At 63.4% G+C, this 25,954-nt stretch carries 27 protein-coding genes and 1 pseudogene; 15 read left to right on the top strand and 13 right to left on the bottom strand.

The genetic code is table 11. The annotated features are described in order from the left end of the window. Nucleotides 1-31: 31 nt before the first annotated feature. From XH91_RS17265 to XH91_RS17255, 3 genes are all read left to right on the top strand, one after another. Complete coding sequence (locus XH91_RS17265; protein ID WP_128951682.1) at nucleotides 32-595, top strand: DinB family protein; 564 nt, start codon at nucleotides 32-34, stop codon at nucleotides 593-595. A gap of 118 nt (nucleotides 596-713) precedes the next feature. Beyond that, nucleotides 714-2,108, top strand: a complete 1,395-nt coding sequence (locus XH91_RS17260) for an RNA/DNA-binding domain-containing protein (RefSeq protein ID WP_128951681.1) — start codon at nucleotides 714-716, stop codon at nucleotides 2,106-2,108. Between the two features lie 46 nt (nucleotides 2,109-2,154). Next, the gene (locus XH91_RS17255) at nucleotides 2,155-2,805 is read left to right on the top strand and encodes an HAD-IA family hydrolase (protein WP_128951680.1); all 651 of its coding nucleotides are present in this window, start codon (nucleotides 2,155-2,157) and stop codon (nucleotides 2,803-2,805) included. Nucleotides 2,806-3,079: 274 nt separating this feature from the next. Here XH91_RS17255 and XH91_RS17250 read toward each other — a convergent pair whose 3' ends face one another. After that, the gene (locus XH91_RS17250; protein ID WP_128951679.1) at nucleotides 3,080-3,940 is read right to left on the bottom strand and encodes a PCC domain-containing protein; all 861 of its coding nucleotides are present in this window, start codon (nucleotides 3,938-3,940) and stop codon (nucleotides 3,080-3,082) included. A 9-nt stretch (nucleotides 3,941-3,949) separates the two neighbouring features. Continuing rightward, complete coding sequence (locus XH91_RS17245; protein WP_128951678.1) at nucleotides 3,950-5,557, bottom strand: acyl-CoA synthetase; 1,608 nt, start codon at nucleotides 5,555-5,557, stop codon at nucleotides 3,950-3,952. A gap of 178 nt (nucleotides 5,558-5,735) precedes the next feature. On the opposite strand from XH91_RS17245, the gene XH91_RS39420 reads away from it, so the two are divergent. The 3 genes and pseudogenes from XH91_RS39420 to XH91_RS17230 all read left to right on the top strand — a co-directional run bounded on the left by XH91_RS39420 (nucleotide 5,736) and on the right by XH91_RS17230 (nucleotide 6,940). After that, the gene (locus tag XH91_RS39420; RefSeq protein ID WP_128951677.1) at nucleotides 5,736-6,047 is read left to right on the top strand and encodes a hypothetical protein; all 312 of its coding nucleotides are present in this window, start codon (nucleotides 5,736-5,738) and stop codon (nucleotides 6,045-6,047) included. Between the two features lie 91 nt (nucleotides 6,048-6,138). Then, a pseudogene (locus XH91_RS17235) lies at nucleotides 6,139-6,653 on the top strand (DUF3828 domain-containing protein). 11 nt (nucleotides 6,654-6,664) lie between these two features. Next, nucleotides 6,665-6,940 carry a GNAT family N-acetyltransferase gene (locus tag XH91_RS17230; RefSeq protein WP_128951675.1) on the top strand — a complete coding sequence of 92 codons (276 nt, stop codon included), beginning with the start codon at nucleotides 6,665-6,667 and terminating at the stop codon, nucleotides 6,938-6,940. A 14-nt stretch (nucleotides 6,941-6,954) separates the two neighbouring features. Here XH91_RS17230 and XH91_RS17225 read toward each other — a convergent pair whose 3' ends face one another. Further along, nucleotides 6,955-7,890, bottom strand: coding sequence for a tetratricopeptide repeat protein (locus tag XH91_RS17225; RefSeq protein WP_164933855.1), 936 nt, complete (start codon nucleotides 7,888-7,890; stop codon nucleotides 6,955-6,957). A gap of 103 nt (nucleotides 7,891-7,993) precedes the next feature. Between XH91_RS17225 and XH91_RS17220 the strand changes: the two genes are divergently transcribed. Beyond that, nucleotides 7,994-8,269 (top strand): GNAT family N-acetyltransferase, encoded by a 276-nt coding sequence (locus tag XH91_RS17220; RefSeq protein ID WP_128951674.1) that lies wholly within the window; start codon nucleotides 7,994-7,996, stop codon nucleotides 8,267-8,269. Nucleotides 8,270-8,335: 66 nt separating this feature from the next. Here XH91_RS17220 and XH91_RS17215 read toward each other — a convergent pair whose 3' ends face one another. Continuing rightward, nucleotides 8,336-8,755, bottom strand: coding sequence for a DUF3597 domain-containing protein (locus tag XH91_RS17215; RefSeq protein ID WP_128951673.1), 420 nt, complete (start codon nucleotides 8,753-8,755; stop codon nucleotides 8,336-8,338). A 332-nt stretch (nucleotides 8,756-9,087) separates the two neighbouring features. Here XH91_RS17215 and XH91_RS17210 point away from each other — a divergent pair, with 332 nt between their 5' ends. Together XH91_RS17210 and XH91_RS17205 are read left to right on the top strand one after the other, a co-directional pair. Beyond that, nucleotides 9,088-9,990: a DUF2189 domain-containing protein gene (locus XH91_RS17210; protein ID WP_128951672.1), complete on the top strand. Its 903-nt coding sequence runs from the start codon at nucleotides 9,088-9,090 to the stop codon at nucleotides 9,988-9,990. Between the two features lie 143 nt (nucleotides 9,991-10,133). Next, on the top strand, nucleotides 10,134-10,958 hold the full coding sequence (locus tag XH91_RS17205) for a lytic murein transglycosylase (RefSeq protein ID WP_128951671.1): 825 nt from the start codon (nucleotides 10,134-10,136) through the stop codon (nucleotides 10,956-10,958). A gap of 77 nt (nucleotides 10,959-11,035) precedes the next feature. Here XH91_RS17205 and XH91_RS17200 read toward each other — a convergent pair whose 3' ends face one another. Then, nucleotides 11,036-11,362, bottom strand: a complete 327-nt coding sequence (locus XH91_RS17200; protein WP_164933870.1) for a hypothetical protein — start codon at nucleotides 11,360-11,362, stop codon at nucleotides 11,036-11,038. Between the two features lie 638 nt (nucleotides 11,363-12,000). Between XH91_RS17200 and XH91_RS17195 the strand changes: the two genes are divergently transcribed. From XH91_RS17195 to XH91_RS17175, 5 genes are all read left to right on the top strand, one after another. Beyond that, nucleotides 12,001-12,153, top strand: a complete 153-nt coding sequence (locus XH91_RS17195) for a DUF1127 domain-containing protein (RefSeq protein WP_007590701.1) — start codon at nucleotides 12,001-12,003, stop codon at nucleotides 12,151-12,153. 126 nt (nucleotides 12,154-12,279) lie between these two features. After that, entirely contained in the window at nucleotides 12,280-13,707 is a 1,428-nt protein-coding gene (trmFO, locus tag XH91_RS17190; protein WP_128951669.1) for a methylenetetrahydrofolate--tRNA-(uracil(54)-C(5))-methyltransferase (FADH(2)-oxidizing) TrmFO, read from the top strand. Between the two features lie 7 nt (nucleotides 13,708-13,714). Continuing rightward, on the top strand, nucleotides 13,715-14,809 hold the full coding sequence (locus tag XH91_RS17185; protein ID WP_164933856.1) for a serine/threonine protein kinase: 1,095 nt from the start codon (nucleotides 13,715-13,717) through the stop codon (nucleotides 14,807-14,809). 77 nt (nucleotides 14,810-14,886) lie between these two features. Beyond that, nucleotides 14,887-15,462 carry a CAP domain-containing protein gene (locus tag XH91_RS17180; RefSeq protein ID WP_128951667.1) on the top strand — a complete coding sequence of 192 codons (576 nt, stop codon included), beginning with the start codon at nucleotides 14,887-14,889 and terminating at the stop codon, nucleotides 15,460-15,462. A gap of 78 nt (nucleotides 15,463-15,540) precedes the next feature. Beyond that, the gene (locus XH91_RS17175; protein WP_128951666.1) at nucleotides 15,541-16,719 is read left to right on the top strand and encodes an aminotransferase class V-fold PLP-dependent enzyme; all 1,179 of its coding nucleotides are present in this window, start codon (nucleotides 15,541-15,543) and stop codon (nucleotides 16,717-16,719) included. A 6-nt stretch (nucleotides 16,720-16,725) separates the two neighbouring features. Here XH91_RS17175 and XH91_RS17170 read toward each other — a convergent pair whose 3' ends face one another. The 6 genes from XH91_RS17170 to yajC are packed head-to-tail and all read right to left on the bottom strand — an operon-like array spanning nucleotide 16,726 to nucleotide 22,381. Beyond that, on the bottom strand, nucleotides 16,726-17,970 hold the full coding sequence (locus XH91_RS17170; protein WP_128951665.1) for a threonine ammonia-lyase: 1,245 nt from the start codon (nucleotides 17,968-17,970) through the stop codon (nucleotides 16,726-16,728). Between the two features lie 45 nt (nucleotides 17,971-18,015). Next, entirely contained in the window at nucleotides 18,016-18,879 is an 864-nt protein-coding gene (locus XH91_RS17165) for a phytoene/squalene synthase family protein (protein ID WP_128951664.1), read from the bottom strand. Further along, nucleotides 18,876-19,259, bottom strand: coding sequence for an Mth938-like domain-containing protein (locus XH91_RS17160; protein ID WP_128951663.1), 384 nt, complete (start codon nucleotides 19,257-19,259; stop codon nucleotides 18,876-18,878). Before XH91_RS17160 ends, XH91_RS17165 begins: the two co-directional genes overlap by 4 nt. A 60-nt stretch (nucleotides 19,260-19,319) precedes the next feature. Beyond that, on the bottom strand, nucleotides 19,320-20,345 hold the full coding sequence (gene secF / locus XH91_RS17155; protein ID WP_128951662.1) for a protein translocase subunit SecF: 1,026 nt from the start codon (nucleotides 20,343-20,345) through the stop codon (nucleotides 19,320-19,322). A gap of 16 nt (nucleotides 20,346-20,361) precedes the next feature. After that, nucleotides 20,362-21,963, bottom strand: coding sequence for a protein translocase subunit SecD (gene secD, locus XH91_RS17150; RefSeq protein WP_128951661.1), 1,602 nt, complete (start codon nucleotides 21,961-21,963; stop codon nucleotides 20,362-20,364). Between the two features lie 49 nt (nucleotides 21,964-22,012). Further along, a complete protein-coding gene (gene yajC / locus XH91_RS17145) occupies nucleotides 22,013-22,381 on the bottom strand; it encodes a preprotein translocase subunit YajC (RefSeq protein WP_092229337.1) in 369 nt (122 codons plus the stop codon). 179 nt (nucleotides 22,382-22,560) lie between these two features. Here yajC and XH91_RS17140 point away from each other — a divergent pair, with 179 nt between their 5' ends. Continuing rightward, a complete protein-coding gene (locus XH91_RS17140) occupies nucleotides 22,561-23,565 on the top strand; it encodes an ATP-binding protein (RefSeq protein WP_128951660.1) in 1,005 nt (334 codons plus the stop codon). Nucleotides 23,566-23,738: 173 nt separating this feature from the next. On the opposite strand, the gene XH91_RS17135 is transcribed toward XH91_RS17140, so the two are convergent. Both XH91_RS17135 and XH91_RS17130 read right to left on the bottom strand, forming a co-directional pair. After that, a complete protein-coding gene (locus tag XH91_RS17135; protein ID WP_128951659.1) occupies nucleotides 23,739-25,121 on the bottom strand; it encodes a LysM peptidoglycan-binding domain-containing M23 family metallopeptidase in 1,383 nt (460 codons plus the stop codon). Nucleotides 25,122-25,230: 109 nt separating this feature from the next. Further along, nucleotides 25,231-25,881 carry a protein-L-isoaspartate(D-aspartate) O-methyltransferase gene (locus XH91_RS17130; protein WP_128954876.1) on the bottom strand — a complete coding sequence of 217 codons (651 nt, stop codon included), beginning with the start codon at nucleotides 25,879-25,881 and terminating at the stop codon, nucleotides 25,231-25,233. Between the last annotated feature and the right edge of the window lie 73 nt (nucleotides 25,882-25,954).

Here is a 25,954-nt window from a genome sequence, read left to right as displayed (position 1 = left end):
AGCCAGGCGCCGACTGAAGGAAAATGCCGATATGTCCGCCGGCCTCGTGCAAACCTATCGCGCTTTCGCCCATAACAATGCCTGGGCGAACCATCGCCTGCTCACCGCCTGCGCCGGTCTCAGCCAGACCGAATTCGAGGCTCCGCGAACCGGGTTCTTCCCGAGCCTTCAGCGCACGCTGAACCACATCTACGTCATCGATCTCTTCTACATCGATGCGCTCGAAGGTGGCTGGATCGGACCGCGGGCCTGGGAGAACGAAGTGCCCTATCCCTCGCTGTCCGGGTTGAATCCCGCTCAAGCCGCAATGGACAAGCGCCTGCTCGCGATCTGCGATGCGTTGACGCCTGAGCTGCTCGACGGCAATGTCCGTATCAACCGCGACACGCGCGTCCAAATCGAACGCCGTGACCGGCTGCTCATGCATCTCTTCCAGCATCAGATTCATCATCGCGGCCAGGCGCACGCCATGCTGTCGGACACATCAGTGGCGCCGCCGCAGCTCGATGAGTTCTTCGCGGCAGGAGAAGCGCCGCTTCGCGCCGGCGAGTTTGCCGAACTCGGATGGACCGAGGAGACCGTTTGGGGGCCTTAGCGGTGTAACTTCCCGTCCATGTTCTACTCCTGGCAAGTTCCCTTTCTTCTTGAAGTTGCAGCGCTGGCCGTTACTGTTCGAACTTAACCAAAAAACATGGGCTGGGGAGTGAAGTAGCTTGGCAATCGACGTAACAGCCCTATCCGACGCTCAGTTTGCCGATCTCCTGGCTCGCGGCGAAGGTCACTTCTTAGACTTTAAGGCCAAAGAAGTTTCGCCGGCGAAGCTTACTAAATCACTTTCGGCATTCGCCAACGCTGATGGTGGAGAACTCTTTATTGGGGTCCTGAATAGTGGATCTCCGACTAAGCGCTGGTCGGGTTTTGTAGATCCGGAGGCCGCAAATGGCCACATCCAAGCATTCGAAGAGTTCTTCCCGCTCGGCAGCTATTTTAAGTACCAGTTTTTGAAATCAGATCGATATCCAGGTTTGTTGCTGCATTGCGAGATTTTGAAGACTCCGGATATCCGGTCCGCCAGCGATAAGGTCTTCTATTTGAGGCGTGGGGCGCAAAACCTTCCTCAAACGCAAGAAGATCAAATTTCGAGGCTGAAGTTCAACAAGGGCATCACCTCTTACGAGGACCACATCGTCAAGATTGATGTCGCTGAGGTTACGAACTCTAAGCCGGTGCTCGAGTTTATGCTCGCGAACATCCCCACGGCAGAACCTCTGCCGTGGCTCAAAAAGCAACAGCTCATCGATGAGGAAAGGCCAACAGTAGCCGCCGTCCTCTTATATGCGGAGGAGCCCCAAGCGGCCCTCCCCAAGGCCGGCATCAAGATCTACCGATACCAAACATCGGGGTCAGGAACACGTGATACCTTGGTTGGAAACCCTAGCAGCATCGAAGGACATGCGTACGCGTTAATCGCAAAAGCCGTGCAGGCGACCGTTGATATTGTCGAAAAGGTCTCAGTAATTGGAACGACAGGACTTGAAAAAGTCTCCTATCCACGGGAGTCCATTCACGAGATCATCACGAATGCCGTACTCCATCGGGACTACAGCCTAAATGACGACATTCACATTCGCATCTATGATAACCGCATCGAAGTTCAGAGTCCTGGTGTGTTGCCCGCTCACGTCACCGTTGAAAATATTCTCGAAGAGCGCTTTGCTCGAAACCAGAGGATCGTGCGCCTGATTAACAAATATGAAGACCCACCGAATAAGGACGTTGGCGAGGGACTCAACACCGCTTTTGAAGCGATGCGAAAATTGAAATTTCGGGATCCGGTTATTGAGCAGCTAGACGGTAGCGTGAAAGTTACACTTCGTCATGAGAAGTTAGCGTCGCCAGAAGAACTGATTTGCGAGTATTTGAGAGTTAACTCGGAAATTAACAACGCGAAGGCACGCGAAATTACTTTCATTGGGTCGGAAAACTCCGTGAAGCGAATATTCAACAAGATGATGAAGAGCAAGATCATCGAACGAATTCCCGATCGACCTCAAGCGAAAACAGGTTACAGGAAGGGTTCAAACTTTCCGAGTGAAACTGCTCAGTAGTACCGAGCAGTTGGGCTCCGGCCGCTGCCAGTCTTACTTTAAGCCCATGCCCTTCTCCCTCGCCATCTTCGACCTCGACGGCACCCTCGTCGACAGCTTCCCCTGGTTCCTGCGCACCATCAACGACGTCGCCGACCGCTTCGGCTTCCGTCGTGTCGCCGATGAGGACGTCGAGGGGCTGCGGCATGCCTCGACGCGGGAGATCCTCAGCCGGCTCGAGGTACCCGTGTGGAAGCTGCCGGCGATCGCGCGGTTTGCGCGGCGGCTGAAGGGAGAAGCCGCGAGCGAGATTTCGCTATTTGCAGGCATTGATGTGATGCTGCAGACCCTTGCGGAAAACGGCGTGCAGCTTGCGCTGGTGACATCGGACAGCGAGGCCAATGCGAAGTCGAAGCTCGGTGCGTCGGCCGCGCTGTTCTCGCATTTCGACTGCGCCGCCTCCGTGTTCGGCAAGCCCGCCAAATTCCGCCGCGTGATCCGGCACGCCGGTGTACTCCCAGCCGAGGTCATTTCGATCGGCGACGAGGTCCGCGACATCGAGGCCGCGCGTACGGTGGGAATTTCCTGCGGTGCGGTCAGCTGGGGCTACGCCGCGCCGGCGGCGTTGCGGGCCCTTGCGCCCGATTACATGTTCGAAAATATCCGCGACATTGCGGGTACCTTATGTGGAGGCGTCGGGTGGATTAGCGAAGCGTGATCCACCATGCTTCAGCGAATGCGGATCGAAGTTGGTGGGCTACGCCGAGCGGACGGCGCTTCGCGCAACCGCACGGCTACGGATACATCTGGGATTTGAGACGCCGCTTGGGGGACTGAGCGGGCAACGACAAGCCGGTCATTGCGAACGCAGCGAAGCAATCCAGACTGTCTCCGCGGCGGGATTCTGGATTGCTTCGCTGCGCTCGCAATGACGACAGAGAAAGCGAATGTCGATTGGGCTGCTCGCTTCCGCCGGCATGAAGCGGCCGAAGCTAAACCAAGACCTCCAGCACCAGCTCCATGGTCATCAGCACGGGATTGTCGCCGCGGATCAGACGGCCCTCGGCGATGCCGCCGGTGTAGTCGATCAGGGCGACGTTGAGCGCCGCCTCCAGCACGCCGGACGCAGCAGGCGCGATCATCCCGTTTGTGATCGCGAGCTCCGTGGCAAACGGCTCTGTCACGCCGCCATGGGTGAAACGGGCGCCGATGGTCGAGCCGACGCCGCCGTGGATTTTGGCGCGCGCGATGCCATGCGCGAGGCAGAAGGCTTCGAGAGAGCTGGCAAAATCCTGATTGGGGCGCAGCCGCAGCGCGAAGGCACGGCGGGTGGTGCGCGCGCCGGTGCTTGCGGCGGTAACAGGCCCGAACAGCTTGAAGTTGGTCTCGGGGTCCGGCTCGGCGATGAACATCGCGCCGTCGATCCCAAAAGCCTGCACCTCGAACGGTTCGGCAATGACGGTCTCGTCCGGCAGCATGTGGCCGCCGCTCTCCTTGCCGTCCGCCTCGGTCCACAGCCCGTGACAGTGAAAGAACGGTGCACCGTCGCGCGATCCCAGCGTCATGCTGCCGAGTCTGGTGCGCGTCACACCGGCGGGCCGATAGGTGTCGCTGTAGAATGCCGCGTTGTCGCCCGTCTTCGACAGCGCCGGCATCACATAGCCGAATGGGGCGAACGCGCCGTGACCAAAATTCAGCACGCCGCCCGCAAATCCTTCTGCCGCGAAACCGCGGCGCGCGGCTTCGAGCAACGGCAGTCCCGCCTCGAGCCTGAACGAAAAGGCGCGGCCCCTCGCCTCCACCCATTGGATACGCTCGGGGATCGACGCGCCCGGCTGCTTGATGCTCCGCATCGGGTAAATTCAGCCCGTCTTGATCTTGTCGAGGTCGAGCAGCCCACGCGCCTCGAGCTCGTCGCGCACCATGCGTTTCGGCACCTTGCCGTAGCCGGATTTCGGCAACGCCTCCCAAAAGAAGAACCGCTTCGGCATCTTGTAGCGCGGCACCTTCGGCGACAGGAACGCGGCCATCTCGGCTTCGCTGACCGGCTTTGCGCCCTCGCGCGCAACGCAGACGGCGACACCGACCTCGCCCCAGGTCGCATCGGGCACGCCGAGCACGGCGACCTCGCCGACCGCGGGATGTGTCAGGATCTTTTCCTCGATCTCGCGCGGATAGATGTTGGAGCCGCCGGAGATGTACATGTCCGACGCCCGCCCGGTGATGTAGACGAAGCCCTCCTCGTCCATGTGGCCGAGATCGCCGGTACGGAACCAGCCGTTGCGGAACGCCTTCGCATTGGCTTCGGGATTGTCGTAGTAACCCGCGAGCACCGCCGGCCCGATCACGCAGATCTCGCCACTCTGGTTCGCCCCGAGCTCACGGCCCTCGTCGTCCTGAATCGAGACCTGCATGCCGGTGCGCTCGAAGCCGCAGGTGCCGATCTTCGCATGCGGCCCGTCCTCAAGATCATGGAGCGCCGCCGGCAGAACCGTGATGTTGCCGGTGACCTCGCCGAGGCCGAAATATTGCACGATGACCTTGCCGAGCTTCTTGAGCGCAGCCTTCTGATCCTCGCGATACATCGGCGCACCGGCATAGATGACGTGGCGCAGCGAGGAATGATCGTATTTGTCGGCGGCGGGATGCTCGACCATCATCTTGAGGATCGTCGGCACCGTAAACAGATTGCCGACCCGATGCTTTTCGATCAGGCGGAACGCCTCGTCGATGTCGAATTTTTCGGTCGGCAACAGCACGGTGCAGACGCCACGCGCGGTTTGCACCAACTGGTGCACGCCGGCGCCGTGCGACAGCGGCGCCACCACCAGCGAGGCATCGGCTTCCGTCACGCCGGGGGTGAGGTCGGCAAGATGATTGGTGACGACAAAGCCCATCTGGCCGTGGGTCAGCACCGCAGCCTTGGAGCGGCCGGTGGTGCCCGACGTGAAGAAGAACCAGCAGGGATCATCGTGCTCGACCGCGACGTTCGGGACGACGGTTCCGGCCTGCGATGCAATGGCGTCAGCCACGGACCTCTCGCCAAACGCGGCCTTGCCATCCACGCTCCAGGTGAACTCCAGCGCGCCGCCCTTCACCGCCGCGGCGTGCTCGGGAAAATCGACATGGCACAGGAACGCCTTCGCGCCGGAGGCCTGCGCGAGATAGGCAACCTCGTCCGGCATCAGGCGGAAATTGGTGGGCACCCAGACCGCGCCGAGCCGGAACGCGGCGAACATGGAGACAAACATCTCGGCGCCATTCTTGGAATGGACGAGGATGCGGTCGCCCTTTGCGATGCCGCGCGCGGCGAGCGCCGCGGCCAGCGCCGAGACCTGCGCATCGATCTCGCGCCAGGTCCACGATCTGTCTCCCCAGACGAACCCGGGCCGCGACCCATGCCGCCGCGCGTTCTGGGTCAGCATGTAAGCGAGATTCATGACGCGGCGAGACATGCGGAGCGGCTGCATCGGGCTTCCTCTTCGACGGCGAACGGCACGGAAGCCGCCCGCTCATTGCAGCCCATTTATCGCGATCGAGCGCGACCTCGCAAGGCCACCAGCCGGGCGCGATCCATGCGCTCGTTCAAGGAATCTTAAACATGATCGAGGCAACCTCGGTTTGTATCCGCGTACAGAGTGCCGCATCATGGTCAAAGCGCCCGTTGTTCTCCTGCTCACGCTGGCGCTCGCTGGATGTGCCGTAGCCCCGCAAGCCCACCTCGCCTCGGACACCGCATTTAGGCCCGCGCGCTATGCCTGGGATGGTGCCGGCGAAGACCCCAATCAGCCTCGTACCGCCGAACCGTCGCGGGCAACGCACGTCGCTGCCCGGCCCGAGCACGACGGAATCGAAGCCGACCAAGATGCCAAGGTCAACCGCGCGCTGGTCATCTGCCAGGGCTGTCTCCGCGCCAAACCTGAGCCGGAAGATTCGCGGCTCGCCAGGGCGGCCGATTGAACCGAACTGCGTCTTCGTCTGTCTACTGCGATATTCGCTGACGCCGGCCAATCCGGCCTTTCGTCGCGCGCCATCATCCCAGGGACGATCCATGCTCACCCGCCGCAACCTCCTTGCCGCCCCTCTGTTCGCCGCCGTCACGCCCGCCCTCGCCGAGACCGCCGCCCCCAACGATCCCACGTCCATCCTGACCGCGATCTACACCCGGGCCGCCAAGGGCAAGGGCGATGGCGGCGCGGCCTTCGTCACCGAAAACAAGGCGGCGAAAGCAAAATATCTCTCCAAGGCGTTGGTCGCGCTGTGGGCCAAGGCGGATGCCCATACGCCCAAGGGCGATGTCGGGCCGATCGATTTCGATCCCGTCACCAACTCGCAGGAACCGGACGTGAAGTCATTCAGGGTTGACGCGGAGAAGATCGAGGCCGACAAGGCAACGCTGGCGGTGACCATCACCGGCCACCGCAACGACCGCAAACCCGCTGACCAGATCGTGCGTTACGACTTCGTGCGAGAGGCCGGCAGCTGGAAGATCGACGACATCAAGGGCTCCTCGGACGGTGAGGCCTGGTCGATCCGCAAGATGCTGCGGACTCGCTGAAGAGCTGACCGGAGACATCATGAGCGATGTGCTCAACAACAGGGCCCACCACCGCTACGAGCTCGAGGTAGAGGGCTATCTGGCGACCGAGCATTACAAGCTCGACGGCAATTTGATCACGTTCGAACATACCGAGGTGCCGAAGGAGCTCGGCGGCAAGGGCGTCGGCTCAAGGCTGGTGCAGGGCGCGCTCGATCAGGTCCGTGCGAGCGGCCTGAAGCTGATTCCGCAATGCCCGTTTGTGAAGGCGTGGATAGAAAAGCATCCGGACTATCAGGACCTGGTGAAGGTCTAGCCGAACCGGGGGCGTCACAGTGCCCCGAGCTTCCTCAGTGAGTCCTGCGCCGTCTGCAAGCCGGGCTTCAATTCCAGCGCCTTGCGGAAGTCGGCGATCGCACCCTTGATGTCGCCGAGCCGCATCCGGGCCTGGCCGCGATTATTCCAGGAGAACACGTCGGCAGGATCGTATTGCAGCGCCTTGTCGTAATCGGCGAGGCCGCCTTTGTTGTCGCCGAGATAAAGCCGGATCATGCCGCGATTGCGCCAACCGCGCGCATCGGTCGGCGCAACGCGAATTGCCTCGCCATAGTCTGCGGCGGCGCGGTCGAGCTGCTCGCTGTCGCGATAGACGTTGCCGCGGTCGATATAGGCCAGCAGATCGGGGGCGAGCTTGATCCGCATCGTGTAGTCGGCGAGCGCATGCGCTGTGTCGTGCTTGCGGGCGTAGATGTAGCCGCGATTGGCATAGGCCATGGCATAGCCGGGATCGAACTTGATCGCCGCGTCGAAATCGGCGAGTGCGCCCTCGATGTCGCCCTTGTTGTAACGAGACTCGCCACGATTGCTGTAGGCGATCGCCATCGACGGATCGAGCTTGATGGCCTGATCGTACTCGGCGATGGCGCGGTCATAGTCGCGCTTGAAGCTGTAGACGCGGCCTCGATTGTTGTAGGCGCAGGCGTAGGTCGGATCGAGGCGCACCGCCTCATCGAGATCGGACAGCGCCGCGTCGATCTCGCGCTTTTCGGTCAGACCATGACCGCGATTGCAATAGGCGCCGGCGAGCCTGCGGCCGGTCTCGCTCTTGCTGTCGATCACGCTCGTACAGGCCTTCACCCGCTCATCCGGCGTGCTGGTCAGCCCGATACAGGCTTCCCAGGCCGGACCGCCCTCGGCCGCGGCGGGCACCGGCACGGCCGAGGCCAGCCCGGCGAGCAAAGCCATCACACTGAGCTGGACACGCATTTTGCAGATATCTCCCCTGCGGCAACCTCCCTTGGTCGCGCCTTGGCAAGGGCGGGTTCAGGCGCCTAGATCAGGGACAAGCATCGTTACGGAAGGATCAGGCATGGCGGCATCGGTACGCGACAACAAGGACAGGAGCCGCTTCGAGCTCGATGCCGGCAGCGAGCTCGCCTTCGCCAATTACCGGCTGACGCCGTCGGCTGTGATTATCACCCACACCGAGACGCCGCGTGCGCTGCGCGGCCGCGGCATTGCGTCCGAGCTGATCAAGGGTGCGCTCGAGATCATCCGCCGCGACGGCCGCAAGGTGATCGCAGGCTGCGGCTTCGTTGTCGACTATCTCGACAAGCATCCCGAGGATGCGGATCTCGTCGCCTGAACGCAAAAGGGCCCGCGAGATCGCGGACCCTCTTTCAATTGCTTGGCGTCGACGGATGCGCGCCGATCAGTGCTTGATTTCCGGCGGCAGCTTGCCGCCATTGGCAGCGAGCTTGGACATCACCTGCTTGTGCAGCCAGACGTTCATGCTGGCTGAGTCGTTCATGTCGCCGGTGTAGCCGAGCTCCTTGGCGAGATCCTTGCGTGCAGCCAGGCTCGAATCGACGTCGAGCGCCTTCATCAGATCGACGATCGAGGTGCGCCACTCCAGCTTCTCGCCCTTATGCGCGGCGGCCGCCTTGTCGACGATCGCGGCGACGTCCACCGTTTGGGCAGGCGCGGCTGCGGGCGCAGATGCTGGCGCGGATCCGCTCGGGGCGGTCCCTGCAGGCGCAGGTGCGCTGCCCGCGGGTGCGCCGCCGGCGGGCGCAGCGGAAGCCGTATGGCTGCCGAAGATCGCGCCCATGATTTTTCCGAAAATGCTCATGTCTGCTCCCCGAAAAGGATCCCGTTGGAAGGCCCAGAGTGGGCCCTTATAGACGAAGTTACGCCGGTATGCCCGCGAAGTTCCGCGAGCCACAAACAGCATGAGCTTATCTGCGGCGAAATGACGACCGGATGACGTCAGCGAGGTTGCACTGCGGCAACGAATCTCACCCAAGCGTGAGGGACAGGACTCGGAAATGGGCGTACGCTTCTGGTTCAGCTCGCGATGCCACCTGGAATTCGCGTCTGGTTGGACTCGCGAAACCCAAAAAGCGGCCGCTTGCGCCGTTGTCGGCGCCGAATTCGGCTGCATGACAAGGGAGCAAGCCGACCATGGCCACACTCTATCAGGGCAATGTCCCCACGATGGGCCAGACCGCAGACGCGGCTGGACCGGTGATCCGAACCATAGAACTCTCCGACCTGCACGACGCGCTCAAGCGCGGCTGGGAAGATTTCAAGGCAGTCCCCAGCCACGCCATCATCCTCTGCGTGATCTATCCGGTGCTTGGCCTCGTGATCGCGCGCGTCGCAATGGGCTATTCCGTGATCCCGCTGCTGTTTCCGCTGGCCGCAGGCTTCGCCCTGATCGGCCCGTTCGCAGCACTCGGCCTTTATGAACTCTCCAGCCGCCGCGAACGCTATGAGGAAGCCAGCGCCTGGGATGCCATCGACGTTCTTCGCTCGCCCTCCTTCGGCGCCATGCTCGGCCTCGGCGCGTTGTTGCTCGCGCTGTTCGTCACTTGGGTCGCGACCGCCCAGGCGATCTATGTCGCCGCGTTCGGTTATGAGGGCGTCACCGGAATCTCGGATTTCGCCACGCGCGTGCTGACGACATCGCAGGGCTGGTGGCTGATCGTGGTTGGGTGTGGCACGGGCTTCCTGTTCGCTCTCGCAGCGCTCTGCATCAGCGCGGTATCGTTTCCGCTGATGCTCGACCGCCACGCCGGCGCACTGGACGCAATGGTCACCTCGCTACGCGTCGTCGCCAAGAACCCGGTGCCGATGGCGGCCTGGGGCCTGATCGTGGCGGTATTGCTTGCGCTCGGAACGATCCCCGCGTTCCTCGGGCTCGCCATCGTCATTCCCCTGCTCGGCCACGCGACCTGGCATCTCTATCGCAAGGCGATCGTCTCCGAGCCCGGTGTCCGGCCGGTGCCGCCCCCGCCACAGCGCCCGCGCAAGCCGGCGGCCGACTTCCCCGCCAATCTCTTCCCGTGGCGAAACAGGGAGTAGGACCGAAGCCAGGCGATTTCGTCAGAGCACTCCCGCCCGGGTCACCCGGCGGGAGCGGTGCTGTCATACGCCTTGCTTTGGCCGCGGTTGCATCAGAAATTACCACCGCCGGTCATATCCACTCACGGAATCAATTACCTCTGATGACCCTGACGATTTCTCGTCTCGCTCTCGCCGCCCTCGCCTTTTCAGCCTCAATCGTCTCCGCTGAGCCCGCTCTCGCCGCGGTCGCGTGCGGCTCGGGCAATTTCGACGCCTGGCTCGCGGATTTCAAAACCGAGGCTGCGGCCAAGGGCATCTCGCAACAGGCCATCACCGCCGGACTTGCCGGCGTCACGCTCGACCAGAGCGTGCTCAACCGCGACAAGTCGCAAAAGGTCTTTACCCAGACCTTCGAGGAGTTTTCCGGCCGTATGGTGCCGCCGCGGATGATGCGCGGCTCCAACATGATGAAGCAATACGGATCGGTGCTGTCGCGCATCGAGCAGGCCTATGGCGTGCCGGGCGAGATCCTGGTCGCGATCTGGGGTCTGGAGACGGATTTCGGTGTCAACACCGGCAAGTTCTCGACGATCCGCTCGCTGGCAACGCTGGCCTATGATTGCCGCCGTGCCGAGCAGTTTCGCGGCGAGTTGATGGATGCGCTGCGCATTGTTCAGCGCGGCGATCTCGCGCCTGCAGAGATGAAGGGCGCTTGGGCCGGCGAGCTCGGCCAAACCCAATTCATGCCGTCGTCCTGGATGAAATATGCCGTCGATTTCGACGGCAACGGCAAGCGTGACCTCCTGCACAACGCTCCCGACGTGCTTGCCTCCACCGCGAATTACCTCGCGGGCTATGGTTGGCAGAAGGGCAAGGACTGGCAGCCGGGCAGCCCGAACTTCGCGGTGCTGCAGCAATGGAACAAGAGCGAGGTCTATTGCAAGACGGTGGCCTATTTTGCCACCCAACTCGCGCACGCTCCTTAGAACCCATGGAGGTCAAAACGCGTAGGGCCGATCGATACGACGACCGGCCCTCTCTTGGATTGCGTTGACCTACCCGTTTACTTGCCCATGGTGGCGTGCATCGCCTTGTTCAGGTGCATGCCGCACACACCCATCTTGCCGTTGAGCAGCGCGTCCTGAGCCGCCGTGACCTCCTTCGCGGCGGCGAACTTGCCATCACCGTCGGGCATGGCCTCCATTGCAGTCTCGGTCTTCTCCAGATTGGCCCCGCTGCAGCCGCCCATGCTGTGCTTGGCGGCCTGAGCCGGCGCGACGGCGAATGCAACGGCGGCAATTGCGATAACCCCGAGTAACTTAGTCATGATGTTACTTTCCTTCTCTTCTTCTTGGGACAGAACCGGCGACATTGCCGGAATCCGCGACATGACTTTGCTGCCGACGCGGCAAGTTGCCGCAATAAATTCCGCGCGAGAATTGCGTGATGTTGCGCGCTGCGCAGAGCCGCATGCGAAATTTCTGATTTTCATTACAACTTTGTAATCAGGGTTTGCACGCTTAGCGTGTGTGCGGCGCAACATGCGGGCGGCATGGAGCAGAAGGGTAGTATCCGAGCGCGCGGCGCGGCGAGGCGCGCCGCGCGCGCGTCCCTTAGCGAACCGTCGTACCGCAAGGACTCAGCGGAAGTGCGAGATTGGCTCAAAACTATGAATATTCATTCATAACAACAAATTCTCATTCATGCGAATCACGCATGCCGGAGTTTGGTTTACGGGCTGGGCTGACGGCTTGAAGATCACGGGAACGTAACCAATTTCCACAACAATCGGAATCGCAAAACAACTGATAAATCCGTGATTTCACGGAGATTTATCGCATGTTTTGGCGCGACCCGCCTAGCCATTAGGCGGGAGTGCCAACGGGTTAATCGTCCCTTACCGACGCCATGCGTTCTTCGCTTAGCTGCATCGCAACATCGGAACTTTCGCACTGCACTGCTCTCACCTATATTCATTTCAACGATGAGGCCTGAGCAAGGGCTGAATCGAACTACAGGAGACTACCAATGCTGCTCTCACTCATCCGCATGATCCAGGCCTTCCGGGACTATCAGCGCAATGTTGCCGAACTGTCCCAGCTCAGCGATCGCGAACTGGCCGACATCGGCCTCGATCGCTCGGACATCCCGCGCGTTGCCGCCGGCCAGTATCAGGGCTGATATCGTTCAGCCCTTCACCGGACGAACCGATAACGCCCGCCTCGTGCGGGCGCTGTCGTTTTCAGCGGCAGAAAACTCCATCTCGGCGATTCCACTGGCCGCCGAAAAGCGCTACCTGTCCGCCCCATGACAGGACCCCTATCCAAACCCGTGCACGTTATTGGCGCCGGCCTTGCCGGTTCGGAAGCCGCTTGGCAAATCGCGAGAGCTGGGGTGCCCGTGGTGTTGCACGAGATGCGGCCCGACCGCATGACCGAGGCGCACCGCACCCATGGGCTCGCCGAGCTTGTCTGCTCCAATTCGTTCCGCTCGGACGACGCTGCCAACAACGCTGTCGGTCTTCTCCATGCCGAGATGCGCCGCCTCGATTCGCTGATCATGAGCGCGGCCGATGCCAACCAGGTGCCCGCCGGCGGCGCGCTGGCCGTCGACCGCGATGGCTTTTCCGCGGCCGTGACCAGGGCGCTGAGCGACCATCCCCTCATCGAGATCGCACGCGGCGAGATCAAAGGCCTGCCGCCGGCCGACTGGAGCAACGTGATCGTGGCGACGGGCCCCCTCACCTCAGCGCCGCTGGCCGATGCCATCCGCGAGCTGACCGACGAGGACGCGCTCGCCTTCTTCGATGCCATCGCGCCGATCGTGCACCGCGAATCCATCGACATGTCGGTGGCCTGGTTCCAGTCACGCTACGACAAGGTCGGCCCTGGGGGTAACGGCGCCGACTACATCAACTGCCCCATGACCAAGGAGCAGTATGAGGGCTTCGTCACTGCGCTGATTTCAGGCGAGAAGACCGAATTCAAGCAATGGGAGACCAACACGCCCTATTTCGACGGCTGCCTGCCGATCGAGGTGATGGCGGAGCGCGGTCCCGAGACGCTGCGCCACGGCCCGATGAAGCCGGTCGGCCTCACCAATCCGCACGATCCCGCGACGAAGTCCTACGCGATCGTGCAGCTACGCCAGGACAACAAGCTCGGCACGCTCTACAACATCGTCGGCTTCCAGACGAAACTGAAGTATGGCGAGCAGCAGCGCATCTTCCGCACCATTCCCGGCCTGGAGAAGGCCGAGTTTGCCCGCCTCGGCGGCCTGCATCGCAACACCTTCCTCAACTCCCCCAAAGTGCTCGACAGCCAGCTGCGGCTGCGCGCGCAGCCGCGACTGCGCTTTGCGGGCCAGATGACAGGTTGCGAAGGCTATGTGGAATCCGCCAGCGTCGGCCTCATCGCCGGCCTCTATGCGGCAGCCGACGCGCGCGGCGAGACCCTTGCGAGCCCGCCGGCTACGACGGCGCTCGGATCGCTGCTTGGCCATATCACAGGCGGCCATATCGAGACGATCGAGCCGGGCACGCGCTCGTTCCAGCCGATGAACATCAATTTCGGCCTGTTCCCGCCACTTGCCAGCCCGCCGACGAAGAAACCCGACGGCACGCGTCTGCGCGGCAACGAGAAAACGGTGGCCAAGAAGCAGGCCATGAGCGCATTGGCGCTTGCCGATCTCGATCGCTGGATGGCCGATCATTTGCGCATTGCCGCAGCCGCGTGAGTTCTCGATGAGTCTCCCGAAAGACGACGCCGCGGTACTCTCGGCGCGCTGGACCGAGGGCGTGCTGCTCAAGCGCGACGTGTTCTCGACCGTCGAGCGCGGCCGTTTCCGCAGCAACGCCGGCGAGGTCGACGCCGTGCTGCGCCGGCTTGATGAGGTGCCGTGGTGGTCGTTCCTGCTGGCGCGCCATCTGTTCGCCCGCGAGAAGCACGCGCTGGCGCTTGCAAAGGGCCTTCAGGTCGGACCCGAGCTGCTCTGGGGCGGACGTCGTGCGCTGGTGCGCGGCTTTGTCGACGGCGTCGCGCTGCATCTGGCAAAGCCTCACGGCGATCTCGCCTATTTCCGCTCGGCGAAGGACGTCCTGCGCCGGCTCCGCCGTGCCGGCATCTGCCACAATGATCTCGCCAAGGAACAGAACTGGCTGGTCGGCCGCGATGGTCGCGCCTACGTGACCGACTTCCAGCTCGCGGCGTGCTTCAAGCGACGCGGCCGGCTTTATCGCGTCCTCGCCTACGAAGACCTCCGCCATCTGCTCAAGCACAAACGCTCCTACGCGCCCGAGGCGCTGACGCCCCGCGAGCGAAAGGTGCTGGCGAAGAAATCATTCGCCGCGAGCCTGTGGCTTGCCACCGGCAAGAAGGTCTATCGCGCCATCACCCGCGGCCTGTTCAACTTCACCGACCGCGAGGGCGGCGGCCGCCGGCTCGTCAACGATGCGCCCGTCATCGCGGAGCTGATCCGCAAGAACCCGGCCGTGCGAGACACCGCCATCGTCGCCTTTGCCGACCGCCGCTCCGGCGTCGGGCTCTATGCGTTCGTGGAAGCCGATCAGGCCGCGCTCGAAGGTCAGCTCCGTAACGAATTGACGGCTGCCAAGGGCCCAAAGCCGCCGGAACACATCCAGGTCGTGCACGCACTGCCGCGCGATCCCGGCGGCAGGCCGCGCACCGAGATCCTGCAACTGGTCGCGATGAACCAGCTCGATTTGATCGAGCCGATGATGAAGAACGAGCAGGACCGCGCCTTCCTCAAGGATATCCTGGAGCAGCGCAAGAACCTGCGCGATCGCTTCAACTTCGAGGCGGACCTGCCCACCGGTTAGACCATGGGATGCGCGGCGCCTTGAAGCGTCCACAATGCCGGTGGAGAAGCCGGGGACTGCACTGATTTTGGGGACAAATGACTCGCTGGGGGACCATAGGGCGCCGCGCGGCCGTGCTGCTTGCAGGTCTGGTGCTGCTGATCGCCGCGCCGGCGACGGCGGCGGAATCCGCTGCCGAACAGATCTCGGGCTTCCGGCTGAAGCATGGCGAGGGCCGCGTCGTGCGCGACGCAACGCTCGACCGCATTGCCATGGACCAGGCGCGCGCGATGGCGGCGAAAGACGATCTCAGCCATGACGCCCTCGGCCCGTTCAACAAGCGCGTCGCGCCCTCGGGCGCGGGCCGCGCCGCCGAAAACATCGCCTATGGCTACGACACCTTCGAGAAGACGCTGGGACAGTGGATCGACTCGTCCGGGCACCGCAAGAACCTGCTACTACACAACGCCACCCGCGTCGGGATCGCGAGCGCGAAGAACGCCAGCGGCAAACGCACCTATTGGGCCATGGTGATCGCCGGCGATTACGAGCCGAAGCCGGGCAAAGGGAAGAAGGACAGCGAGCCGCTTGTGGCCGTGAAGCGCGAGGTCACCCCGGCCAGCAAGCCCAAAGTCGCCAACTGCCACCTTAAGCTGCTCGGCCTCTGCATCTGAGACGAAGCCCACCCCGCTTGCTCGCCTTGTTAGGCGCGTCTAAGCCATGTTGATGGGAGCGCGAGAGGGAGAACCGGCTTGATCGACTTCGACCGAATACGCTCCGAGACGCCGGCCGCCTCGCGGCGCGTCTATCTCCACAACGCGGGCGCGGCGCTGATGCCTACGCCGGTGGTCGAAGCGATGAAGTCGCATATCGACCTTGAGAGCGAGATAGGTGGTTATGCCGCCGCCGACCGCGAGGCTGTCCGGCTCGATGCTGTCTACGGCTCGGTGGCACGCTTGTTGAACGCCGCGCCGGACGAAATCGCGGTGATGGAGAACGCAACCGTCGCCTGGCAGATGGCGTTTTATGCGCTGCCGTTTCGCGCCGGCGACCGGATCCTGACCGCTGAAGCGGAATACGCCGCCAACTATGTCGCCTTCCTGCAGGTCGCCAAACGCACGGGGGTCGTCATTGACATCGTGCCGAGCGATGCCAGTGGCGAGCTCGATGTCCACGCACTTGAACGCATGATCGACGCGCGCGTGAAGCTCATCGCCATCACCTGGGTTCCGACCAATGGCGGGCTCGTCAATCCAGCCGCAGCAATCGGCAAGATCGCGCGGACGCATGGCATTCCCTATCTGCTTGACGCCTGCCAGGCGGTCGGCCAGATGCAGGTCGACGTCGAGGCGATCGGCTGTGACATGCTGTCGGCTACCGGCCGCAAATTCCTGCGCGGCCCGCGCGGCACCGGCTTTCTCTACGTCCGCCGCGAGTTGCTGCAGCAGCTTGAGCCGCCGATGATCGACCATTTTGCGGCGCCGTGGGTTTCTCGGAACGCCTACCAGCTCCGCGACGATGCGCGCCGTTTCGAGACGTGGGAGAACAATTACGCGGCGCGGCTCGGGCTGGGCGCAGCCGTCGACTACGCCCTCGCGATCGGCCTCGGCCCGATCGAGCAACGCTGCCGCCTGCTGGCGGACCGCCTTCGCAATGGCCTTGCCGCCATCGGCGCTATCACCGTTCGCGATCTTGGCCGCACCCCGGGCGCCATCGTCAGTTTTACGATGAAGGGCTGCGAAGCGGACGAGATCGTCAGCAGCGCCGCCGCGGCCGGCATCACCATCGGCGCCTCCCATCCGTCGAGCACCCGCATCGATGCGGAAGAGCGAGCGCTGCCCGTCGTCGTTCGCGCCTCACCGCATTACTACAACACGGAAGCCGAGATCGATCGGCTGATCCTCCACGTGGCGGGTCTGGTGCCGCGATAGCTGCGCTTAACTGCAGCGCGCGCTCAATCCGGATGCGCCGAGCTTGGCCATGACCTCGTCGAGATGGGCGCTGTCGCGGGTCTCGATGACGAGTTGCAGCAGTGTCGCCTTGGCCGGCAGGTCCGAGAAGGTCCGCTGATGCGAGACCTCGATGATGTTGGCACCGGCCTCGGCCAGCAGCGCCGCGACCGCGGCCAATTGGCCGGGCCGGTCAGGGATATCGAGCGAGAGCTGCGTCAGCCGCCCCTCGCGTGCAAGCTCGCGCGTCAGCACCGACGCGATCAGCCTGGTGTCGATGTTGCCGCCGCTCAGAACCAGACCAACCTTTTCACCGGCAAAGCGCGTAGGATCGGACATGATGGCCGCAAGGCCCGCAGCGCCCGCGCCCTCGACCACCGTCTTCTCGATCGAGATCAGGGTGGCGACCGCGCGCTCGAGCTCGGCTTCGTTGACGAGAGCGATATCGTCGACGAGGCCGCGGACGATCTCGGTGGTAATCTTGCCCGGCGATTTGACCGCGATGCCTTCGGCGAGCGTATCGCCCCGCGCCGGCAGATTGCCGCCATGGATGGCATTGTACATCGAGGGATAGAGCCAGGCCTCGACGCCGAGGATCCGCAGCGATGGTTTGAGCGATTTCGCCGCGATGGCGATGCCGCTGATCAGGCCGCCGCCGCCGATCGGCACGACCAGCGTGTCGAGCTCCGGCACCGCCTTGAGCATTTCCAGCCCGACCGTGCCCTGCCCGGCAATCACCAGTGGATCGTCGTAGGGGTGGACGAAGATCATGCCGTGGGCTTCGCCATGGCTGCGCGCAAACGCAGCCGCCTCCTCCAGCGTCGCGCCGGTGACAACCACCTCGGCACCGTGATGCCTGGTATTCTCGACCTTCACCATCGGCGTGCCCACGGGCATGACGATGGTGGCGGGAACGCCGAGCCTCTTGGCGTGATAGGCGACGCCCTGCGCATGGTTGCCCGCCGACATGGCGACGACGCCGCGCGCACGCTCTTCCGGCGTCAGCGCATTGAGCCGGTTCAGTGCGCCACGCTCCTTGAACGAGGAGGTGAATTGGAGGTTCTCGAATTTGAGCCAGAGGTCACAGCCGCAGATGTTGCTCAGGGTTCGGCTGTAGCTGCAGGGCGTCTCGACGACGGCGCCGCGGATGATCTCGGCAGCGGCATGAATGTCGGCCGGCGCAACCGGAAAGCCGCTCAGATCGGAAATTGCGGTTTGGGACAATTCGGCCATGGGACAGCATAGTGCATTTGCCCCATACGCGCGATAAGCCAACCGCTATTTGGTAAATTCCCGGGATCGTGAAGCCCGCCACAGCGTCCAGAGCGTGCGTAGCCGCGAGATCGGCTGCGCAGCGAAAGGATTGCGCCCCGGCCGCGCCAGGCGATCGAGATCGGCCCGCGCCAGGCTCAGCGGCAGGAAGGCGGGGCGCGCCGAGGACGGCAGCTTCACCAGCAAGGACGATGCTGTCCCCAGATGCTGCCGCGCATCGCCAATGAGCTGGTTCAACGCGGCATGCAGATTGGGCGTCTCCTTGCCCGCGAAAACGTCCTCCATGGCGCAGCCATGGCTGGCCAGGAGTTGCTGCGGCAGGAACAATTGCCGATGGGAGGCGTCCCGGGGCAGGTTCGCGATCACCTGTGCGATGCCCTGAGCCAGTCCGCCGTGCCTCGCTAGATGCTCGGCCGCATCCGAAGCCTCGCCCATGATCCGCGCCGCGAGCGTGAACAAGGCCGAAGATGTTGCAGCCAGATAGCCTTCGAGCGCCGTCATCGTCGGCATCGGATCGTTATAGAGATCGAACTGATGCTCATCGACCAACAGCGACAGCGGCTCGACCGGCAGGTCAAAATCGCGGATCGCGCGCAACAGCTCCGCCGCCACCGGATTGCCCTCGGCGCTGCCGTGGACCAGGCCCGAGAACAGATCGGTCCACCATTGGAAACGGATCTCGCCAGGCAAAGGCTGGGTCACCTGGTCGCGAACCCGGACGATCTCGACATTGAAGGCATAGAGCGCCAGCAGCGCGCGGCGCTCCGTGGCCGGCGCAAACAGCGTCGAGACATAGCGTGGGAAGTCGTGGCTGCGCACGAGGTCGGCGCAGTATGTGACGGTGTCGGGCGGCGTGCCAGCGCTGCTCATGGCACAGCGATCAGCGCGGCCGCAACGCGGCGCCGCTCGCCGATCATGATGTTGTAGGTGCGCACGGCGGGACCGGTCTGCATCGTGTCCAGCACCACCCTCACCGCTTTGAGCGCCTGGCGCAGCGCCGGCGGCGGCAGCCAGAGCCCGGTTCCGGTGCCGACCAGCAGCGTGTCGATGCTGTTGGCGGCCGCAAACACCCGATCCAGCGAATAGCGGTCGATCTTGTTGGGTTCGCTCACGTCCCAGGCCCAGATCGCATCGGGCAGGCACAACAGGGAGCCGCGGTGTGACATGCCGGCAAAGGCGAAGCCGCCCTTGCCATAGGCCTCGATCGGCGCCGAGCGCGGGAAATGGGGAGCGTTGGGATCGCCGGCCATGAGCTTCGTCCGAAGGAGCTGACTACCCTCGCAAACTCATGCGAGGGCATGCGGTTCGGATCATGCCTTGTTTTTCTTCGCCGGCGGAGCGGTTTCTCTCGCATCTTCGCGATGCTCGCCGACGCCGAGATAAATCAGGATCGGCGCTGCGATGAAGATCGAGGTGTAGGTGCCGACCAGCACCACGCCGAACATCATGACGGCCGTGAAGCTGTGGATGGCGTGCCCGCCGAACAGCAGCAGCGCCAGCAATGCCAGCGTCACCGTGAGGTGGGTGATGATCGAGCGTGACAGCGTCGAATTGATCGATTCGTTCAGCAGTTGCGGCATCGGCATCTTCTTGTAACGCCGCAGCATTTCACGGATGCGGTCATAGATGACGACGGTGTCGTTGAGCGAATAGCCCAGAATGGTCAGAAGCGCCGCGATGCTGGTCAGGTCGAAATCGACCTGGCTGATCGACATGAAGCCGATCGTCAGCACGATATCGTGCACGTTGGCGATCATGGCGCCGAGCGCAAACTGCCATTCGAACCGGAACCAGAGATAGACCAGGATCGCAACGATGGCGAGCATCAACCCGGCCATGCCCCACCCCAGTAGCTCGCCGGAAACACGCGGGCCCACCACCTCGACACGGCGATACTCCACGGACTCGCCGAGGGCGCCGCGAACCTTGTCCACGGCTTCCTGCTGCGCCTTGTCGCCGCCCGGCTGCTCGGCAACGCGAACCAGCACGTCAGCAGCGCTGCCGAATTGCTGCAACTGGACTTCGCCAAGGCCGAGACTGCCAAGGGTCGTGCGCATCTGCGCAAGATCGGCGGTTCCCGACTTGGCCCGCACCTCCATCAGGGTACCGCCCTTGAAGTCGATACCGAAATTCAGGCCGTGGGTGAAAAACAGCGTGATGGCGACGATCGAGAGCGCCGCAGAGATCGGGAAGCTGATGCGGCGGAAGCGCGTGAAGTCGAAATGCGTATCGTCAGGCACGATACGCAGCGACGGCAGGAGGCCGAGCACACTGACCACGGTCAGAATGGCAATCAGGACGCCGAGAAAGATGAGAACGAGTTGAGTTGTGGTCACAGCCGGCCTCGAATGATCAAATCGGCACAGTCTTCGGCCGCTTCCACTGCACCCACCACGCCACGATCAGGCGGGTCATGGTGAAGGCGGTGAACACAGTGGTGATGATGCCGATACCGAGCGTGACTGCGAAGCCGCGCACCGGACCGGTGCCGATCATGAACAGCACGGCAGCGGCGATGAAGGTGGTGATGTTCGAATCGAGAATCGTCGCGAGCGCCCGTTTGAAGCCGGCGTCGATCGCCGAGATCGGGGTTCTTCCGCCGCGCAACTCCTCGCGGATGCGCTCATAGATCAGCACGTTGGAGTCGACCGCGATGCCGACGGTGAGCACGATGCCGGCGATGCCGGGCAGAGTCAGCGTGGCGCTGAGCAGCGACAACAGGCCGAAGATCATCGCGACGTTGATGGTCACCGCGATGTTGGCGAACACGCCGAACAAGCGGTACGTCAACAGCATGAACACGACGACCATGATCGAGCCGACATAGGCCGCAAGCTCGCCCTGATCGATCGAGTCCTGGCCGAGGCCCGGACCGACGGTGCGTTCCTCGACCACCGTGAGCGGCGCCGGCAGTGCGCCGGCACGCAGCAGGATCGCGAGGTCGTTGGCCGACTGCACCGTGAAGTTGCCGGAGATCTGGCCCTGGCCGCCGGTGATCGGCTCGCGAATGACAGGCGCCGAGATCACCTTGTTGTCGAGGATGATCGCGAAGGGCACCCCGACATTCTCCTGCGTGGCCTGCGCAAACTTGCGCGCGCCCGAGGTATTGAACTTGAAGCTGACGACAGGCTCATTGGTGCGCTGGTCGAAGGTCGCCTGGGCGTCGGTCAGGTCGCCGCCCGCAACCAGCACCTGCTTCTTGACCACATAGCCGGCCGGCGGCGGCGTGGCGGCGGCCGGCAAAAACTCCGTGTCCGGGGGTAACCCGCCCTGCTGCGCCTGGTCCAGCGGCACCGAGGGATCGACCATGCGGAATTCCATCTTCGCGGTCTTGCCCAGCAGTTCCTTCAAATGGGTCGGATCCTGCAAACCAGGCACCTGCACCAGGATGCGGTCGTTACCCTGACGCTGGATGATAGGCTCGACAGTGCCGAGTTCGTTGACGCGCTTCTCGACGATCTGGATCGACTGCTCGATGGTCTTGCGCAGACGCTCGATCATCGCAGGCTCGGAGATACTGAGGCGGATCAATCCGCCACCGGCATCGGTCACGTCAAGGTCGCGCTGACCACTGGACCCCATGAGACCGCCAATCGGCTGCGCAAGCTCGCGCAATTTGGCGAGCGCCGGCTGGGAATCCGCGTCCCTGATGCGCACCTCGACGGCATCGCCCTTCGTTACGATGCCGGTGTAACCGATCCTGGCCTCGCGCAGAACGCGACGGACGTCGTCGCGAATCTGGTCGAGCTTTTCCTTCTTCACATAGTTGGAATCGACCTCGAGCTGCAGCGAGGAGCCGCCCTGCAAGTCGAGACCGAGCACGAGCCGGCGCTGCGCCCAGGCGGGCCAGGTCTTGACCTGCGCTTCGGGGAAGAAGTTCGGGACCGCGCAGAGGCACACGATCAGCGCCGTCAGGATGATCCCGAGCGCCTTCCACCGCGTGAAATACAACATCGACTGAACCTGTCAGATCAGGAGTTTTGAGATGCTCGCAGCAAAGCGCTCACTTCGCCGCGGCGTCGTCCTTGGCGCTTTCCTTCGCGCTGTCCTTGGCCGGCTCGCCCTTGGCGCGCACGCCCGAGATCATCGAGCGCATCTGGCGCACGCGCACACCGTCGGAAATTTCGAACTCGATCTGGTCGTCATCGACTACCTTGGTGACCTTGCCGACGAGGCCGCCCGAGGTCACGACGGTGTCGCCGCGGCGGATGTTCTTCACGAGTTCGGCATGGTCCTTCACCTTCTTCTGCTGCGGACGCAGAATCAGGAAGTACATAATCACGAAGATCAGGGCGAACGGCAGCAGCGACATCAACATGCTGTTGGTGTCACCGGCGCCCGCGGCCTGGGCATACGCAGGGGTAATCAGCATTCGGACGATCCTCGTGGAAACGGGGGAAGCCGGTCAGGCCTTGGCGGCGACCGGTTCGGTCAAATTCGCGCGGACTATAGCGACCACCGCCCCAATTGCAACGCTGCCAGATCGGCGAATTGGCCACCTTGCGGCGCGCCGTCAGGCCCGATAAGGCTGCATTCTCAGGAACTTCGGACATGCCCAAAAACCTTAGCAAAAGCCCGGCCGGCAAAGGCCCCCGTACACCTGCTTTAAAGCCCGCCTTGGTCGCGGCAAAACGCCCCAAGGTGGTCCAAAAAGCGGTCCCCAAGGCAGCCTCCAAGGCATCCCCGGATCTTACCCAGGAGCGCATCGTCAGCGCGCTGGAGACCATTGCGGCCCACCTCGCCGCCCAGGGCAAACCGGCCGTCGAGCGCGAGGCGTTCGACCGGGCGGACGCCTATGTCTGGCACCCGGATGGCCGCCTGGCGGCGGTGCCGCGGGTCAGCCGCGTCGAGCTGTTCCTGCTCAAGGGCGTCGACCGGATGCGCGACATCCTGATGGAGAACACCGAGCGCTTCGCCAACGGCCTGCCCGCCAACAATGCGCTGCTCTGGGGCGCGCGCGGCATGGGCAAGTCGTCACTGGTGAAGGCCGCCCACGCCAGCATCAATGCGAACCGCAAAGCCTCCGACAAGGTCAAGCTGATCGAGATCCATCGCGAGGACATCGAAACGCTGCCGACGCTGATGGAGAAACTCCGCGACGCCGACTTCCGCTTCATCGTGTTCATCGACGACCTGTCCTTCGACGGCAATGATGCCTCCTACAAGTCGCTCAAGGCCGTGCTCGAAGGCGGCATCGAGGGCCGGCCCGAGAACGTCATCCTCTATGCGACCTCGAACCGCCGCCACCTGCTCGCGCGCGACATGATCGAGAACGAACGTTCGACCGCGATCAATCCGGGCGAAGCGGTCGAGGAAAAGGTTTCGCTGTCGGATCGCTTCGGCCTCTGGCTCGGCTTCCACCGCTGCAGCCAGGACGAATATCTCGCCATGGTGCGCGGCTATTGCAGCCATTTCGGCATCAAGGTCGACGACGAGGCGCTGGAGCGCGAAGCGCTGGAATGGTCGACGACGCGCGGCTCGCGCTCGGGCCGTGTCGCCTGGCAGTTCGTGCAGGAACTAGCGGGCCGGCTCGGTGTCAAGCTGACGGCGAAATAGCAGACGATTTCGCCGTCCCACAACCGTCATTCCCCGCGAAAGCGGGGAATCCAGTACGCCGCGGCTTATCGACTCTATCAGTTCCGTCTCTGGAATACTGGATCGCCCGCTTTCGCGGGCGATGACAGTTTGTATGCGGTGGCGGCGTGGCCGCCTGTACAGGACGGCAGGCCTCAGGCCCCGTTGAGGAATTGAAGCGGGTCAACCGGGCTCGATCCCTTACGGATCTCGAAGTGGAGCTGCGGCGACGCCACCTCCCCGGATTGACCCGACTTGGCAATGACCTGACCGCGCTTGATGGTATCGCCGCGCTTCACCAGCAGCTCACTCGCATGGGCATATGCGGTAACGTAGCCATTGGAGTGCCGAACCAGGACCAGATTGCCGTAACCTTTCAGCTCATTGCCGGAATAGGCGACGACGCCGTCTTCAGCCGCCTTGATCGGCGTCCCCTCCGGCACCGCGACGTTGATGCCGTCGTTGGACTTGCCGTTTGTCTTTGCGCCGTAGCTCGTGATCACCTTGCCGCGCACCGGCCAGCGGAACGTCGGCAGCGAGCTGGTGGTTTCGGCCGCCTTCGCGGGCGCCTCGACAGCGGGCTTCTCTTCCATATTGGTGGTGGCCTGAGCCAGACGCGCGCTCTGCGCCGGTTGGACAGCAGCCATCCTGGTGGCAGGCGCCGGAGCGGCAGCAACCGGCTGCAATGCCGCCGCGACGGGAGCGGCCGCGACGGGCGCCGGAGCAAGCGGAGCGGCAACCGCCGCGGTCCTGGCGCCCGGCACGGTCAGCTTGGTACCGAGCTTGAGCTTCGCCGACGGCTCGAGACCATTGGCGCGGGCAAGCTCGGCCGCAGAGATATGATTCTTGCGGGCGATGCTGGCGAGCGTGTCGCCGTGATTGACGAAGTGGAAGCTGGGCGGAGCGGCGACGGCCGCAACCGGCTTCGGCGCGATCGCAGGAGCCGCGGCAACCGGAGCCATGACCGGTGCAGCTGCAACAGCACCCGGATGCGGGATGACGAGCTGCTGGCCTGGCGAAAGCGCGCGGGGGCCCTTGTAGCCATTGGCGGCAAGGATTGCCTGCGGCGTCACGTGATAGCGTTTGGCCAGCACATCGAGCGTATCGCTGGTGCCGACGATGATCTTGGTCCCGCCAGCCGGATGCGCAGCCACGACGGAGCGCTGTGGCACGGTGCCGGTGGTTTCGAGACGCGGCTGAACCGGCGGCGCGTAGGAGCCGAGGCCGCGCCCGCCCCCCGAGACGCCTCCGCCCGAGGCAACCGGATAGGATTGCGGTGCGGCAACTGCCGGCGGCGGCAGCGCCTGGGACTGATAATAACCCGGCTGGGTCTGCGGTCGCGCATATTGCGGCAGATCGCGCTGCGGCGGCGGGGCCTGCTGCACCGAACCGGTCGATTCAAAGGGATTGGAGAAGTTCGACTGGGACAGCCGCGACGACATGTCGGCACTGCACCCTGCGAAACCGAAGGAGATCAGCGCCAGCACCGCGACCTGCGGTACGCGGCGCGAGTAAAGCAACTCGGCGACAACAGACATGGTTACTCACTCGTACGCAACAAAACTGGTCTTTTAAGTAAACACGCGCCGAGTAAATAACGGCTTAACCCTCCCAATAAGATGTTGGATGCACTGCCGATCCGGAGTTCTACAGCTCCCGCGCTACACCGGGCAGCGCCGGCACGAAACGCACCTCCACGAGTTCCTTGCGCTCGATCCCGGTCTCGCCGCGGCTGAGCCGCGTCAACGTCTGCACGCCCTGATGCGGTCCGACCGGCGCGATCAGAATGCCGCCAACCTCGAGCCGCTCGACCAGGTTCTCCGGAATCTGCTCCACCGCGGCGGTGACGATGATACGGTCGAACGGACCGATGTTCGGCGGCAGGTTCAGGCCGTCGCCGAGCATCACCTCGACATTGTGACAGCCGAGCTTTTCAAGCCTGACGCGTGCGGCATCGGCGAGCTTGCGATAGCGCTCAACGGTCAGCACCTCGCGCGCCAGCTTTGACAGCACGGCGGCTTGATAGCCGGAGCCGGTGCCGATCTCGAGCACCCGATGGCTCCTCTGGAGCTGGAGCTGCTCGGTCATGTAGGCGACGACAAAGGGCTGGCTGATGGTCTGCCCGCAGGCAATCGGCAGCGCGCTGTCACGATAGGCGCCGTCGCGATCGGATGCCTCGACAAAGAGCTCGCGAGGCACCTCCTCCATGGTCCGTAACACTGTCTGATCGCTGATGCCGCGACGTCTCAGCGTGAGCTGAAACATCATTTTTTCCGGCGGGGCCTGATTGGAGATCATCACTGCTTATGTCGCCTCGTCCGGTCCCGGATCGATGGTTTCTGGGCCAATGTCCGGAGCCAGAATCTTGTTC

Origin of the sequence: Bradyrhizobium guangzhouense (assembly GCF_004114955.1) — a bacterium.
Taxonomy (GTDB): Bacteria; Pseudomonadota; Alphaproteobacteria; order Rhizobiales; family Xanthobacteraceae; genus Bradyrhizobium; species Bradyrhizobium guangzhouense.
The sequence above is the reverse complement of the archived record's forward strand: the minus strand, read 5'-3'. Positions and strand labels throughout refer to the sequence as shown.

Coding starts and splice junctions, on each gene's coding strand:
- XH91_RS17265 (WP_128951682.1), top strand. CDS start 32: ATGTCCGCCGGCCTCGTGCAAACCTATCGCGCTTTCGCCCATAACAAT.
- XH91_RS39420 (WP_128951677.1), top strand. CDS start 5,736: ATGGTCAAAGCGCCCGTTGTTCTCCTGCTCACGCTGGCGCTCGCTGGA.
- XH91_RS17210 (WP_128951672.1), top strand. CDS start 9,088: ATGGCCACACTCTATCAGGGCAATGTCCCCACGATGGGCCAGACCGCA.
- XH91_RS17180 (WP_128951667.1), top strand. CDS start 14,887: ATGACTCGCTGGGGGACCATAGGGCGCCGCGCGGCCGTGCTGCTTGCA.
- XH91_RS17185 (WP_164933856.1), top strand. CDS start 13,715: ATGAGTCTCCCGAAAGACGACGCCGCGGTACTCTCGGCGCGCTGGACC.
- XH91_RS17225 (WP_164933855.1), bottom strand. CDS start 7,890: ATGCGTGTCCAGCTCAGTGTGATGGCTTTGCTCGCCGGGCTGGCCTCG.
- XH91_RS17255 (WP_128951680.1), top strand. CDS start 2,155: ATGCCCTTCTCCCTCGCCATCTTCGACCTCGACGGCACCCTCGTCGAC.
- trmFO (WP_128951669.1), top strand. CDS start 12,280: ATGACAGGACCCCTATCCAAACCCGTGCACGTTATTGGCGCCGGCCTT.
- XH91_RS17205 (WP_128951671.1), top strand. CDS start 10,134: ATGACCCTGACGATTTCTCGTCTCGCTCTCGCCGCCCTCGCCTTTTCA.
- XH91_RS17230 (WP_128951675.1), top strand. CDS start 6,665: ATGAGCGATGTGCTCAACAACAGGGCCCACCACCGCTACGAGCTCGAG.
- XH91_RS17200 (WP_164933870.1), bottom strand. CDS start 11,362: ATGTCGCGGATTCCGGCAATGTCGCCGGTTCTGTCCCAAGAAGAAGAG.
- XH91_RS17250 (WP_128951679.1), bottom strand. CDS start 3,940: ATGCGGAGCATCAAGCAGCCGGGCGCGTCGATCCCCGAGCGTATCCAA.
- XH91_RS17170 (WP_128951665.1), bottom strand. CDS start 17,970: ATGGCCGAATTGTCCCAAACCGCAATTTCCGATCTGAGCGGCTTTCCG.
- XH91_RS17245 (WP_128951678.1), bottom strand. CDS start 5,557: ATGCAGCCGCTCCGCATGTCTCGCCGCGTCATGAATCTCGCTTACATG.
- XH91_RS17215 (WP_128951673.1), bottom strand. CDS start 8,755: ATGAGCATTTTCGGAAAAATCATGGGCGCGATCTTCGGCAGCCATACG.
- XH91_RS17140 (WP_128951660.1), top strand. CDS start 22,561: ATGCCCAAAAACCTTAGCAAAAGCCCGGCCGGCAAAGGCCCCCGTACA.
- XH91_RS17220 (WP_128951674.1), top strand. CDS start 7,994: ATGGCGGCATCGGTACGCGACAACAAGGACAGGAGCCGCTTCGAGCTC.
- secD (WP_128951661.1), bottom strand. CDS start 21,963: ATGTTGTATTTCACGCGGTGGAAGGCGCTCGGGATCATCCTGACGGCG.
- XH91_RS17135 (WP_128951659.1), bottom strand. CDS start 25,121: ATGTCTGTTGTCGCCGAGTTGCTTTACTCGCGCCGCGTACCGCAGGTC.
- yajC (WP_092229337.1), bottom strand. CDS start 22,381: ATGCTGATTACCCCTGCGTATGCCCAGGCCGCGGGCGCCGGTGACACC.
- XH91_RS17160 (WP_128951663.1), bottom strand. CDS start 19,259: ATGGCCGGCGATCCCAACGCTCCCCATTTCCCGCGCTCGGCGCCGATC.
- XH91_RS17195 (WP_007590701.1), top strand. CDS start 12,001: ATGCTGCTCTCACTCATCCGCATGATCCAGGCCTTCCGGGACTATCAG.
- XH91_RS17130 (WP_128954876.1), bottom strand. CDS start 25,881: ATGATCTCCAATCAGGCCCCGCCGGAAAAAATGATGTTTCAGCTCACG.
- XH91_RS17165 (WP_128951664.1), bottom strand. CDS start 18,879: ATGAGCAGCGCTGGCACGCCGCCCGACACCGTCACATACTGCGCCGAC.